The 13,478-nt window shown below is 73.6% G+C and carries 8 protein-coding genes; 6 read left to right on the top strand and 2 right to left on the bottom strand.

From position 1 onward, the window contains the following. The first annotated feature begins 29 nt into the window (after positions 1 to 29). The 6 genes from OOK34_RS19830 (at position 30) to OOK34_RS19805 (ending at position 6,176) form a co-directional block, all read left to right on the top strand. The gene (locus OOK34_RS19830) at positions 30 to 824 is read left to right on the top strand and encodes a tyrosine-protein phosphatase (RefSeq protein WP_267035197.1); all 795 of its coding nucleotides are present in this window, start codon (positions 30 to 32) and stop codon (positions 822 to 824) included. Positions 825 to 888: 64 nt separating this feature from the next. Continuing rightward, positions 889 to 2,811: a hypothetical protein gene (locus tag OOK34_RS19825; RefSeq protein ID WP_267035196.1), complete on the top strand. Its 1,923-nt coding sequence runs from the start codon at positions 889 to 891 to the stop codon at positions 2,809 to 2,811. Between the two features lie 84 nt (positions 2,812 to 2,895). Beyond that, on the top strand, positions 2,896 to 3,792 hold the full coding sequence (locus OOK34_RS19820; RefSeq protein WP_267035195.1) for a metal-dependent hydrolase: 897 nt from the start codon (positions 2,896 to 2,898) through the stop codon (positions 3,790 to 3,792). Further along, entirely contained in the window at positions 3,789 to 4,832 is a 1,044-nt protein-coding gene (locus tag OOK34_RS19815; protein WP_267035194.1) for a PDR/VanB family oxidoreductase, read from the top strand. Before OOK34_RS19820 ends, OOK34_RS19815 begins: the two co-directional genes overlap by 4 nt. Before the next feature lie 54 nt (positions 4,833 to 4,886). Beyond that, on the top strand, positions 4,887 to 5,594 hold the full coding sequence (locus OOK34_RS19810; RefSeq protein ID WP_267035193.1) for a TetR/AcrR family transcriptional regulator: 708 nt from the start codon (positions 4,887 to 4,889) through the stop codon (positions 5,592 to 5,594). A 57-nt stretch (positions 5,595 to 5,651) separates the two neighbouring features. Further along, positions 5,652 to 6,176 (top strand): GNAT family N-acetyltransferase, encoded by a 525-nt coding sequence (locus tag OOK34_RS19805; protein ID WP_267035192.1) that lies wholly within the window; start codon positions 5,652 to 5,654, stop codon positions 6,174 to 6,176. A gap of 78 nt (positions 6,177 to 6,254) precedes the next feature. Here OOK34_RS19805 and pulA read toward each other — a convergent pair whose 3' ends face one another. Both pulA and OOK34_RS19795 read right to left on the bottom strand, forming a co-directional pair. Beyond that, positions 6,255 to 11,642 (bottom strand): pullulanase-type alpha-1,6-glucosidase, encoded by a 5,388-nt coding sequence (gene pulA, locus OOK34_RS19800; RefSeq protein WP_267035191.1) that lies wholly within the window; start codon positions 11,640 to 11,642, stop codon positions 6,255 to 6,257. Between the two features lie 36 nt (positions 11,643 to 11,678). Further along, entirely contained in the window at positions 11,679 to 13,379 is a 1,701-nt protein-coding gene (locus tag OOK34_RS19795) for a carbohydrate-binding module family 20 domain-containing protein (RefSeq protein ID WP_267035190.1), read from the bottom strand. Positions 13,380 to 13,478 lie beyond the last annotated feature (99 nt).

The following is a 13,478-nucleotide window of genomic DNA, read 5'->3' as shown; positions in this document are numbered from 1 at the left end:
AGCCCGAGCATCCCGCTGGAGCCGCCACGATGACCGCCACTCCCTCCACCACCGTCGCCAACCTCCGCGACCTCGGTGGCATCCCGCTCACCGGCGGCCGCACCGTCCGCTCCGGCCTCGTCCTGCGCTCGGGCGCGCTCGACCGGCTCGACCCCGACGCCGACCCGGCGGTGGCCGCGCTGGGGCTGCGTACCGTCATCGACCTGCGCAGCGACGCCGAGCGGGCCGACCACCCCGACCGGATACCCGACGGGGTCCGGCTGCTGGTGCGCGACGTGCTGGCCGACAAGATGAGCGAGGCCGAGATGCCCGCCGCCGCCCAGCTCAAGGACCTCCTGTCCGACCCGGTGGTGGCCGAGGAGCACCTGGGCGGCGGGAAGGCCCAGGCCCTGTTCGGATCCGTGTACCGCTCCTTCGTCAGCACCGGCTCCGCGCACGCCGCGTACCGCACGCTGCTCACCGAGGCCGCCGACCCCGCGGCGGGCCCGCTGCTCTTCCACTGCACGGCCGGCAAGGACCGTACGGGCTGGGGCGCGACGCTGATCCTCTCGCTGCTCGGCGCCGACGAGGACACCCTGATGGCCGAGTACCTGTCGGTGAATCCCGCGGTGAAGCAGGCCTTCGCCCCGATGATCGAGGGTTTCACCGCCGCCGGCGGGGACCCGGACATCGCGCTGGCGCTGATCGGGGTGTTCCCCTCCTACCTGGAGGCGGGCCTGGACGAGGTCCGCGTGCGCTACGGCTCGATGGAGAAGTACGTGCACGAGGGCCTGGGCGTCTCCGAGGAGACGGTCGAGGCGCTGCGCGCCCGTCTGGCCGCCTGAGAATTCGCCCGAACGTGTGCGCGGAGGCGGGTGACCATCCGACGATTCGCTCGTTCTGCTGAACGTGACTGCGCCGGATACCGCCACCCGCCCCCTGCCCCCCGACGTCGAGCAGGCCGAGGCCGCCATCGTCGAGCACTACCCGCGGCTGGTGCGCCTGGCCTACCTGGTGCTGCCGCCCGCCATGGGCCGCAACCGCCGGGTGCTCACCGCCCATTCGCTGACCCAGCGGGCGCTGCCGCGCGGACGGCGGGGCACCGACCCCGCGGCCGTGCAGGGCGGGGTGCCGGCCCAGCGCGGCGGGCTGGGCGGGCCCGAGTCCGGTTACCCGTACGTCCGGCTGCGCGTGCTGCGCTCCGCCCTGGAGGCGGGGATCCCGCTGACCTTCCGGGCGCTCCCGCTGCGCGGGCAGCTGCCTGCGCTGCTTCCCCAGGTGTGGGGGCTGCGGCTGTTCCCGCGCGCGGGCGGGGCCGAGGAGCTGGCCCTGGACCAGTGGCTGGCCACCCTGAACGGCCCCGGCCGCGCGGCCTGCGTCCTGCGGGCGCTGGAGGGGCTGGCCGAGCCGGACGTGCTCCGGGTGCTCACCGAGGCCGGGGTGGCCGATCCCGCGGCGGCGGTCGCGGAGTCCGGGGACCCGGCGCACGACGGGCTGTTCGCCTCCCCCGAGTTCGACCCGTGCGTGCTCCAGGCCCGGCCCACCGACCTGCTGCGGCGGCGCCGGCTCGCGCGGGCCGGGCTGGCCGCCGCGGCCGCCCTCGCGGTGTGCGGGACGCTGCTGGCGCTGCCGGGCGGGGGCTGGGGCTCCGACGGGCCCGCCGCCCCGCTGTACGCGCGCAACGCGGCGGCGGAGCAGGCCCTGGACCCGGGGCAGCTGGTACGGGTCGCGCCCACGGTGTGGCGTACGTCCTCCCGTACGGACTACTCCGCCTGGCCGGCGCGCGGCGACCGCGTCGGGGACACGGAGCTGCTGCGCCGGGCGCTCGCGGTGTGGGCCCGGCCCGGCAAGGAGGTGGGGGTCTCGGCCACCCCCGGCACCCCGTCCGGGCCGCCGATGGGGCCGCCGCAGCTGCTGTTCGCGGGTGCGGTCGACCAGGCCGTGGTGGTGCTGCTGTACGACGGGCTGCGCGTGGTCCGGTACGCCGAGCCCCTGCGCGGGACGGCGGGCGCGGCCCTGGACTTCGCCCGGACGGACGGGGCCTCGGCGGACACCGCGACGGCGCTCGTGCTGAGCCGGGTCGACGGCAACGTCCGCTATCTGACGGCCCCCTGGGTGACCGGCGCCGCCCTGCGCGACCTGCTCAAGCCCGGCGAGGAGCCGACCGCGCTGAAGCTCACCCCGGACGGGACGACCCCGCCGGTGCTGGGCCCCGCCCCGGGCGGGGAGTGCTCCAGCTGGAACGCGCTGTCCCTGGCCGGCGACGGCGCGACCCGGCTGGTGACCGACCTGGGCGAGCTCACCCCGGCCCGGCTGACCTCGGGCGCGCCGGGGGCCGCGCGGGACGTGACGGAGGCGGCGGAGCTCGGGGAGTGGTCGAAGACCGCGTGCCTGCTGCCCTCGGTCCGCTCGCACGGGGTGCGCGCGGTCAACGCCTGGACGTACGCGAAGCAGCCGCTGCCCGAGGGCGACGGGACGGCGACCTGGCTGTGCACCCGGGCGGAGACCTGGCAGGGCACGGCGGACCGGGTGCAGGCCCAGTTCCTGGCCCCGGGCGCGCCGCTGGCGGCCCAGGCGGCCAGGGCGGAGGGGTCCCCGGCGTGCGGGCCCCGGGAGCCGCGGGTGCTGGCCGGGGTGCGGTGGAAGTCCCGCGCGGGGCAGTGGTACGTACTGGCGGCGGGGAGCGCGCAGTTCACCTCGCTGTCGGCGTCGGGCGGCGGGGTGAACGGCACCGCGAACGGCAACCGGCTGGCCCTGAAGGCGCCGGAGGGCGCGGAGGTGGACCTCTCGGGCAAACTGACGGACGGCACGAAGGCGGGGGCGCTCCGCTAGGTTCGGGTGGGTGGGGCGGCGCCGGTGGGGATTCGGCGGTGCGAGGGGGTTTTCCTCGCCGGTACCCATCAGTACATTGACGCCATGTCTAATAGGCCGCCCGCGCCCGCCCCCGTGGCGTCGGAACACATAGACCTCGAGCCCCGCGACGTGTCCTTCTCCTGGGAGGACACCCCCCTGCACTGGCTGCCCGGCGAGCCCTTCGCCGGGCACACCATCAACGTGCTGCACCTGCTGCTGCCCGCCGGTGAGCGCTGGTTCGTCCACGTCTACAAGCAGGTGCTCCCGTACATCACGGACGAGCGGCTGCGGGCGGACGTCATCGGGTTCATCGGGCAGGAGGCGATGCACGCCGCCGCGCACGACGAGGTACTCCCCCACCTCAAGCGCCTCGGCCTCGACCCGACCCCCTACACCGCACAGGTGGACTGGCTCTTCGAGAAGCTGCTCGGCGACCGGACCCTGCCGCCGGGCCGGGCCCGCAAGTGGTGGCTGATGGAACGGGTCGCGATGATCGCGGCCATCGAGCACTACACGGCCTTCCTGGGCGACTGGGTGCTCAACGCGAAGGAGCTGGACCGGCGCGGCGCCGACCCGATGATGCTGGACCTGCTGCGCTGGCACGGCGCGGAGGAGGTCGAGCACCGCTCGGTGGCCTTCGACCTGTTCATGCACGTGGACGGCAACTACCGCCGCCGGGCCCGGACCTGGGCCAGCGCCTTCGCCGCCCTGCTCTTCCTGTGGCAGCGCGGCGCCCGCTTCTTCATGGAGAACGACCCCGCCCTGCCGGGCGCCAAGGCCTCCTACGGGCAGTTCCTGCGGGCCGGCCGCAAGGGGGTCCTGCCCTCGGCGGGGGCGATGGCGCGGTCCATCCCGACCTACCTCTCGCGCACCTACCACCCCTCCCAGGAGGGCTCCACCGCCCAGGCGCAGGCCTACCTGGCCTCCTCCCCCGGCGCCAACGGCGGGGTGCGGCCGTGAGGCGGGCCCTGGCCGTGGCGGCGGTGACGGGGGCCGCCGTACTGACCCGGCGCGCGCTGCTCAGGCGGATCGGCCGCTCCCCCCTGTGGCCGCTCCCGGCGCTGGAGAACCCGGTGTCGGGGTACTCGCCGCGGCGCCGGCTGCGCGCCGTGGTCGTCTCGCGCACGGAGCCGGCCGAGGGGGTGCTGCGGCTGGTGCTGGAGTCGGACGAGCTGCCCGCCTGGACCCCGGGCGCGCACGTGGACGTGACCCTGCCCTCGGGGCTGGTCCGCCAGTACTCGCTGTGCGGGGACCCGGCCGAGGCCGGGCGCTGGACGATCGCGGTCCGGCTGGTCGAGGACGGCCGCGGCGGCTCCCGCGAGGCGCACGCCCGGCTGGTGGAGGGTACGGAGCTGGAACTGCGCCCGCCGCGCAACCGGTTCGAGCTGGCGCCCGCGCCCTCGTACGCCTTCGTCGCGGGCGGCATCGGGATCACCCCGATCCTGCCCATGCTCCGGGCGGCGACGGCGGCGGGCGCCGACTGGACCCTGCTGTACGGGGGCCGTTCGCGGGCCTCGATGCCGTTCCTGCCCGAACTCGCCGCCTACGGGGACCGGGTGACGGTCACCGCCGAGGACGAGGCGGGCCTGCCGGACCTGGCCCCGCTGTCCGGGATCCGGCCGGGCACCCTGGTCTACTGCTGCGGCCCCGAACCCCTGATGCGGGCGGTCACGGCGGCCGTCCCGGACCCGGGGGCGGTCCGCCTGGAGCGGTTCGCCGCCGCCGCGCCCGCCGAGGCGCGGGCCTTCACGGTCGAACTCGCCCGTACGGGGCGGACGGTCGAGGTCGCCGCGGACGAGTCCGCCCTGACGGCGGTGCGCCGGGCCCTGCCCAACACCCCGTACTCCTGCGGGCAGGGCTTCTGCGGCACCTGCCGCCAGGGGGTCCTGGCGGGCGCGGTGGACCACCGCGACGAACTCCTCACGGACGGGGAGCGCGCGGACTCGATGCTGCTGTGCGTCTCCCGCGCGGCCGCGGAGCGGCTCACGCTGGACCTGTAGCGGCAGCCCTTCACCCCGTACGGCCCACCCCGGCACGGGAAGTAGGGTGTCGGCATGACAACCGGGGTGCGTCGCAGGATGGGTGTCGAGGAGCGGCGGCAGCAGCTGATCGGGGTGGCCCTGGAGCTGTTCAGCCACCGCTCCCCCGACGACGTGTCGATCGACGAGATCGCCGCGGCGGCCGGGATATCCCGGCCGCTCGTCTACCACTACTTCCCGGGCAAGCTGAGCCTGTACGAGGCCGCGCTGCGCCGGGCCGCCGACGAACTGGCGCAGCGGTTCCTCGAACCACAGGAGGGCCCGCTGGGGGCCCGGCTGCTGCGGGTGATGGGCCGGTACTTCGCCTTCGTCGACGAACACGGGCCCGGTTTCTCGGCGTTGATGCGGGGCGGCCCGGCGGCGGGCAGCAGCCGGACCAACGCGATGATCGACGAGGTCCGGCAGGCCGCGTACGAGCAGATCCTCTTCCACATCGGCGTGCAGGACCCGCCGGCCCGGCTGGAACTCGTCGTGCGGTCCTGGGTGTCGCTGGCGGAGTCCACGGCCCTGCTGTGGCTGGACGGGCGGCGGATTCCCCGGGGCGAGCTGGAACTCCAGCTGGTCCACGACTTCGCGGCCCTGGCGGCGGTGAGCGCGGCGTACGACGCGGAGATGGCGGGGATCCTCGTACGGATCCTGGCCGACGAGCCGGCCGACGGGCCGTTCGGGGAACTGGTCGGACGGCTGGCGGCGCTGGTTCCGGGGCCCCGCGCGGGCGAGTGAGCGGACGCACTGCGGCCGTGCGGCCTGCGCCGCGGCCCGGCTGGCGATAATGCCCGCGTGATCATTGACGACGGGATGTTGTTCCGGGCGGCCGGGGAGAAGGACGCCGGCACGCTGGTGAAGCTGTACGACCAGGCCGCCCGGTGGATGCGCCAGCAGGGGATCGACCAGTGGAAGCCGGGTGAGAAGGACGTCGCGCACTTCCGCGCGAGGATGCGCGACGGCGAGGTGTGGCTCGCCGAGGACGCCGACGGGCGGATCGTGGGGGCGTACGAACTCTGGTGGTCCGACGAGGACGCCTGGGGCGTCCAGCCGCCGGTGGCGGGGTACGTGCACCGGCTGATGGTGGAGCGCGAGGCCGCGCCCCCGGGGGCGGGGCTGCGGATCCTGGAGCACGCCGAGCACCGGATCGCCCGCACGGGCCGGGAGCGGGCGCGGCTGGACTGCGTCGCCACGAACCCGAAGCTGCTGGCGTACTACCAGGGCGCGGGCTACCGGGTGGTCGGCGAGTTCCCCTCGAAGCAGAGCAAGGACGGCCGGGTGTACGGGGTGATCCTGCTGGAGCGGCGCCTCGCCGTCTGAGGCACGGCGGGGGCGGTCGGCGACGACAGCGGCGGTGCCGGAAGAGCTCCGGCACCGCCGCGTTCGTCGGGGTGGGGGTCAGCCGCGCTTGAACACCGCGACCGTGCGCGCCGGGGTGGTGAACTCCCCCGTCGCCGGGTCGTACGCCGAGCGCTTCACCGCCGGGTCCGAGCCCCCCGCCTGGACGGGGTGCAGGGCGTAGCCGGTGCCCGCGAGGGCGGGGACGCGCTGCGCCTGGCCGGTGGGGGTGGCGTTGAAGACCACCACCAGGTCGCCCAGGGCCATGGTGAGCACGCCCGGGGTCTCCTCCCGTCCCGAGAGCGGGAAGGACAGGCGTTCCTGGACCGCCTCGGCCGTGGTGAGGGCGAAGGCGGCTTCCGTCGTACGGATCCTCAGCAGGTCGCGGTAGGCGGCCGAGGCGCCGTCGATCTCGGCGCAGCCGGGGGCCGGGCCGGTGAGCAGGGGCTTGGCGTAGGGCCACTTGGCGCGGTTGTCGGCGGCGGGCGGCAGGCCCCGGCCGAAGCCGTTGCCGTCCCGGCAGTCCCAGTGCAGGGCGTTGAACCAGTCGCCGCTGTCGAAGGAGTTGCGGTCCAGCGACTTCGAGCGGAGCAGGTCGGTGCCCGCCTGGGACAGGGCCGGGCCCTGGGAGAGGGCGGCCGTGGCCATGGCCAGGACCTGCATGCGGGCCCGGTCGGCGGTGGGGGTGCCGGTCGGCAGCTTGTAGGCCAGGGCGTCGTACAGGGACTCGTTGTCGTGGGCGTCGGCGTAGGCGAGGGCGTCGCCGGGGGCCGCCGCGTAGCCCGCCGGGGCGCCGTTGTAGTCCACCTCGGAGCCCTTGGTGCGGCGGCCCGCGGAGTCCGTGAAGGCGTACGAGGCGAGGTTCCCGGAGAGGCCCACCTTGAGCAGGTCCTGGGCGTGCAGCAGGCGGGTGCGCTGCTCGGCCGGGGTGCCGTTGGCGGGGGACCCGTTGGGGGCGGTGAACAGGCCGGAGGCGAAGCCCTGGACGCGGGGGTCCTCGTCGAAGGGGCCGCCGCCGCGCACGGCGTCGCGGGCGCGGTCGGAGAAGGTGGCGATGCCGGTGCCGGCCATGTTCTTCTGGGTGGCCTGGACGAAGCGGGCGTCGTCGGCGACCTCCCCGAAGTTCCAGCCCTCCCCGTAGAGGACGATGCGCTTGCCGTCGACCCCGTCCTTGGCGACGGTCAGCTCGTCGAGGGCCTTGCGGACGGCGAGGATGTTGGCCTTGGGGTGGTGGCCCATCAGGTCGAAGCGGAAGCCGTCGACCTTGTACTCCTTGGCCCAGGTGACGACGGAGTCCACGACGAGGCGGCCCATCATGGCGTTCTCGGGCGCGGTGTTGGCGCAGCACGTGGAGCTGGCGACGCTGCCGTCGGCGAGCAGGCGCTGGTAGTAGCCGGGGACGATGCGGTCCAGGACCGACTTGTCCGACTGCCCGGAGGCCACGGTGTGGTTGTAGACCACGTCCATGACCGTGCGCAGGCCGGCCCCGTTCAGCGACTGGACCATCCTGCGGAACTCGGTGGTGCGGGCGGTGCCGTTCGGGTCGCTCGCGTAGGAGCCCTCGGGGACGGTGTAGTGCAGCGGGTCGTAGCCCCAGTTGTAGGCGTCCTTGGCCGCGGCGGCGGCCACGCAGGCCTGCTGCTCCTCGGAGTCGGGGGCGTAGACCTTCAGGTCGCAGGCGGGTTCGGTGCGGTCCTTGGGGTTCTCCGGGACGGTGCCGATGTCGAAGGCGGGCAGGAGGTGGACGTACGAGGTGCCGGAGGCGGCCAGGTCGCGCAGGTGGCGCATGCCGGCCGACCCGGTGTCGGTGAAGGCCAGGTACTGGCCGGGGTGCGTGCTGGTGCGGTCCGCGACGGAGAAGTCGCGGATGTGCAGCTCCTGGATCTGGGCGCCGGCGAAGGGGACGGGCGCGGGCTTGCGCAGCTCCTTCCAGCCGGGCGGGGCGAGCTTCGGGTCGGCCAGGTCGACGGCCAGGCTGTGGGTGGAGTCGGTGGTCAGGGCGGTGGAGTAGGGGTCGGTGACCAGGTTGCGGACGATCTGGCGGGTGCTGGGGGCCCAGACGGTGACGGCGTAGCGGTAGGGCTTGCCGGTCCAGGAGCGTTCGCCGCGCAGCGACCAGACGCCGGTGGTGTCGTCGCGGCGCATGGGGTGGGTGCGGCCGTCGATCTCGAGGGAGACCTGCTGGGCGGTGGGGGCCCAGACGGAGAGGGTGGGGCGGCCGTCCTTGAAGACGGGGCCGAGGGCGGCGTCGTTGGCGTACAGGTCGTCGAGTACGCCGGCGAGCTGGACGCCGGTGGCGGCGAGGACGGCCCCGTTCGCGGCGCGGGCGCTCGCGACGAGCTGGCCGCGCAGGGCTTCGCGTACCCGGTCGCGGTCGCGGGGGTCGACGGTGAAGGCGGTGTACGCCGCCAGGTGCGGGAACTTCTGCTTCTGGGCGGCGGTGAGCTGGGACCGGGTCAGGCGCAGCCACTGGGCGCCGCCTTCGCGCAGGATGCCGTCGCCGGCGGTGATCCGGCCTTCGCGGGAGGCGAGGAGCTGGAGCGAGGCGGCCGTCTGGGGGGCGTTCCAGGCGAGGGTGTCGCGGTCGATCCAGACGGCCTCGGCCTTGGCGAGGTCCAGGGCGGCGGCGGAGCCGGCCGGCTGCGGGAGGAGGTACTTCTCGCGGCCGCCCAGCATCCACACCTCGTGGCCGGTGGCCTTCAGGTCGAGGGACTGGTCGGAGGGGAGGTCCTTCTCGTCGCCCTTGTGGAGGATGTAGCTGAGGCTGGTGGCGCCGGGGGCGAGGGGGACCTCGTAGACGGCGCCGTAGGAGTCGGTGCGGACGGGCTGGAGCGGCCTGGACCAGTCGGTGGGGTTGGCGGCGCCGGTCCACACGTGCAGGCCCCAGCCGTCGTAGGAGCCGTCGGGGCGCTGGTAGTGCAGGACGGCCTTGGCCTGGTCCTGGGGCGGGTGGGCGGGGCGGTCGGTGCGGGCGGGCTCCTTGCCCTGCTCCAGCCAGACCTCGCCGGTCTTCGTCACGTCGAGGGTGCGGTCGGCGGCGACGTCCTTGTTGCCGTCCTTGTCGATGACGAGGTAGCCGAGGGAGGAGGCGCCGGGCTTGAGGCGGACGTACGCGAAGGCGCCGTACGCGTCGCGGCCGGTGAAGGGGTGTCCCTCGGGCCAGGGAGTGGCCTCGCCGTCGGCGAGGTCGCCCCAGGCGTACAGCCGCCAGTTCGTGTAGTCGCCGTCGGGGCGGTTGTAGTGGACGACCGCGTAGTCGCGCTGGGTGGCGGTGGGGGGCTGCACGGGCGGGACCTGGCCGGAGACGGACCCGGCGAGGGCGCTCGCGGTGCGGCCGGCGGAGTCGACGGCGACGGCCTTGTAGCGCAGGGGCGTACCGGCGGAGGTGGTGGCGTCGATGGTCTGGGTGACCTTGTACGGGGCGTGGTCGGCGGAGCCGAGGACCTGCCACTTCCCGGTGCCGGTCTGCGCGGCGAAGACGACCCGGTTCAGGGAGCCGGGGCCGCCGCCGGTGACCTCGGCGGACAGCTCGACGGTGCCGGTCGCGCCGGGGGCCGGGGCCTTCAGGGTGAGGGCGGGCTTGGCGGCGGGGGCGGGCAGGGGGGCGGTGGCCTGGAGGACGACCGTGCCTAGGGCGGGCAGGTTCACGGTGAGCTTGCCGGCCGCCGAGGCGGTGACCGGGCCGGTGACCGCGTAGGGGGTGCCTCCGGGGCCGGTGGCTCCGTACAGGGTGCGGTACCGGGCGCCGGCGGGGGCGTCGATCTCCACGGTGCGGGGCGCGGCGCCGTTGTTGGCGGCGACCAGGTACTCGGTACGGCTGCGGGCGTCGGTACGGGCGAAGGCGTAGACGGAGCCGTCGGAGAAACGTTCGCTCTGGACGCCGTCCCGCAGGGCCGGGTGGTCCTTCGTCAGCTTGGAGAGAGCACCGATCTGCTGGTAGAGCGGGTGCTCCGGATCGTAGGCATCGCTCGCGTGTGTGCGCACCGTTCCGAGCTGGTCGTCGTCCAGGTAGTCGGCGACCCGAGAGGCGAACAGCGGCTGCCGGGCGTCCTTGTCGCCGCCCGCGCCCGTGAATCCCTGCTCGTCGCCGGAGTAGATCACCGGATTGCCGCGGGAGAGGAACATCAGCTCGTTGGCGAGCCGGTAGCGGTCGAGCAGCTCCTGCTCCCCCGCCCCCGGCCGGTCCTGCTTCAGGAAGGAGGCGAAGCGGCCCATGTCGTGGTTGCCGAGGAAGGTCACCTGCTCGTAGGCGTTGGCCTTGTCGGTGGTGTACCGGTAGTCGTCGGCGAGTACGGAGCCCAGCCGGCCGGCCGGCGCGCCCTGGGAGGCGTACGCGCGGATCGCGTCCTGGAGCGGGAAGTCGAGGGTGGCGTCGAGGCGGCCGCGGGTCACGTATGGGGAGGTGACGGCGGTGTCGGCGGAGTAGACCTCGCCGAACATGAAGAAGTCCTTGCGGCCGCGCTTGGCCGCGTACGCGTCGAGGGCGGTGGCCCACTGGGTCCAGAAGCCGGTGTCGACGTGCTTGACCGTATCGATCCGGAAGCCGTCGATCCCGTACTCCCGGACCCACTTCTCGTAGATCTTCTCCATGCCGCTGACGACCTCGGGGCGTTCGGTCCACAGGTCGTCCAGGCCGGAGAAGTCGCCCTGCTGGGAGGACTCTCCGGCGAAGGTGGAGTCGCCCCGGTTGTGGTACATCGCCGGGTCGTTGAGCCAGGCGGGGACCTTGAGGTCCTTCTTGGCGTCCGGGACGAAGGGGGTGCGGGGGAAGGTGCCGGGGCCGGTCGCGGGGAACTTCCCCTTCCCGGCCGCGTAGGCGGAGTCGTCGAAGGGGACCCCGTCCTTCGTCAGGTACGGGAAGGCCCCCTTCGACAGGTAGTCGTGCGAGCCCTCCCGGTAGTCGACGACGTCGGCGGTGTGGTTGGTGATGACGTCGAAGAAGACCTTCATCCCCTTCCCGTGCGCCTTGTCGATGAGCCGTTCCAGGTCGGCGTTGGTGCCGAAGTGCGGGTCGACCTGGGTGAAGTCGGTGATCCAGTAGCCGTGGTAGCCGGCGGACGCGTCGGCCCCCTTGCCCTGCACCGGCTGGTTCTTGAAGATCGGCGCCAGCCAGATGGCCGTGGTGCCGAGCCCCTTGATGTAGTCGAGCCGGTCGGTGAGCCCCTTGAGGTCCCCGCCCTGGTAGAAGCCCTTGTCCGTCGGGTCCAGGCCGGTCTCCAGCCGGCTGCCGGTCAGCCCGCCCCGGTCGTTGCGCGGGTCGCCGTTGGCGAACCGGTCCGGGAGCACGAAGTAGAACTGCTCCCGGGTCAGGTCGTGTCGGGCGGGCTCGGCGGCCAGTTTCGCGTCCGAGGGCGGCGGCGGGGCCCCGGCGGCGGCAGCCGCGGGGAAGGCGGGCAGGAGCGTCACGGCCAGTGCGGCGGCGACGGCTCCTGCGGCGGGGCGTATCAAGGGGATCTCTCCTTGGTCCGATGTGCTGGGGGGGGGTCAGTTGCGCCAGGTGTCGGTGAGCGTGACCTGGCCGTTGGCCGGGACGGTGGCGGTGCGGTTGGCCCCGCTCTCCCAGGTGACGTTCCCGGAGGCGTCCTTGCGGACGTACTTGTAGGAGAAGGAGGTCCCGGCGGGGAGGGTGACGTCGAGCTTCCACACGGGGTAGGCGGCCGGGTCGAGCTTGAGGGCGCCGGCGGTGTTCCAGGCGCCGAGCTCCGGGCGGTCCCCGGTGACGTGGATGTTCTGGCCGGGGGCGGTGGTGGCGTTCACGGCGAAGGAGGCCCCGGCATCGGCCGCCGGAGGAGTCCCCGTACACGTCCGGGCGTTCACGTGCAGGGCGAGGGCGGTCCCGGCGCCGAGGGTGGCGGTGAAGCGCCCGCCGCCGTCCACGGTCACGGCGCGACCGCTCTGCACGTCGCAGTAGTTCCCGGCCGGCAGCGAGGTCTGGAAGGTGCGGCTCAGGGCCGTCCCTTCGTGGTTGATCGCCACGTACGCCTTGGTGCCGCGCCCGAAGGCGATCTGGTCGCCCCCGTTGTCCCACCAGTCGGTCACGGACTGCCCCCGGGCGGCGTTCCGGAAGCCCACCATGGAGGAGATCTCCCGCCAGGCGTGCTGGCACTTCCACCCGTCGGCGTAACAGGCGCTCACCGCACCGCCGTTCGGGGGCCCGGCGTCCTTGTCGGTCCACTCGTAGCCGGAGTGCACGTCCGGGGAGCCGTAGGGCCAGGCCAGCATGAAGACGCCGGCCAGGGTGTAGGCGGAGCCGCTCTTGTAGGTGAGGGTGTCGCCGACGCGCTCGGTGTCGTGGTTGTCGACGAACACCCCGGCCTGCCCGCCGGGCATGTACCCCCAGGCCTCCCCGAAGTTCTTCAGGTAGGCGAGGTTCTCGCCCTCGAACACCCTCTTCAGATCCCGGGCGTACCGGAACTCCTGCACGTCCCCACTGCCGAGGTACTCGCTCGGGGAGACGGCCTCCCCGGCCCCGTGTATCGCCTCCTGCTTCCAGTACACGCCCGGATTGCTCAACCGGGACTTGATGTCGGCGAGGTCCGCGGCGGGCATGTGCTTGGCGGCGTCGACCCGGAAGCCGTCGACCCCCAGCGAAAGCAGGTCGTTGAGGTATCCCGCGATCCGCCCGCGCACGTACTCCTCACCGGTGTCCAGGTCCGCCAGCTGCACGAGCTCGCAGTTCTGCACGTTTCCGCGGTCCTGGTAGTTGGAGATCGTCGCCCGGCAGTCGTCCATGTCGGAGCCGGAGTAGATGCCCGGGTAGTTGTACTTCGTATACGCCGAACCGCCCGTTCCGACCCCATCGCCCGCGGCCATGTGATTGATGACGGAATCGGCGACGACCTTCACCCCGGCGGCGTGACAGGCGTCCACCATCCGCTTGAAGGCGGCCCGGTCCCCGAGCCGCCCGGCGATCTTGTAGCTGACGGGCTGGTACGAGGTCCACCACTGGGCCCCCTGGATATGCTCCTGCGGCGGCGAGACCTGGACGTACCCGTACCCGGCGGGCCCGAGGCTGTCGGTACAGGCGGCGGCAACAGAGTCGAACTTCCACTCGAACAGCACGGCGGTGACGTCCTTGTCACCCGGGGCGGCGGCCTGCGCGTGCGGCGCCTGCGCGCCGAGGGCGGCGACGGCAAAGGCCGTCGCCGCCAGCAGGGATCTACCGGTGCGCGCGGATCGGGACATGTGGGGATCCTCCTGGCGGGAGAGGTGTGGGGGGTTGCACGCGACCGTAGGGGGCGCCCCGAAGTGTTGCAAGACCTTGCGCAAGAGATTGCAGAATTG

The organism is Streptomyces sp. NBC_00091 (assembly GCF_026343185.1).
Taxonomy (GTDB): domain Bacteria; phylum Actinomycetota; class Actinomycetes; order Streptomycetales; family Streptomycetaceae; genus Streptomyces.
The sequence above is the reverse complement of the archived record's forward strand: the minus strand, read 5'-3'. Positions and strand labels throughout refer to the sequence as shown.

Coding starts and splice junctions, on each gene's coding strand:
- OOK34_RS19820 (WP_267035195.1), top strand. CDS start 2,896: ATGTCTAATAGGCCGCCCGCGCCCGCCCCCGTGGCGTCGGAACACATA.
- OOK34_RS19810 (WP_267035193.1), top strand. CDS start 4,887: ATGACAACCGGGGTGCGTCGCAGGATGGGTGTCGAGGAGCGGCGGCAG.
- OOK34_RS19830 (WP_267035197.1), top strand. CDS start 30: ATGACCGCCACTCCCTCCACCACCGTCGCCAACCTCCGCGACCTCGGT.
- OOK34_RS19795 (WP_267035190.1), bottom strand. CDS start 13,379: ATGTCCCGATCCGCGCGCACCGGTAGATCCCTGCTGGCGGCGACGGCC.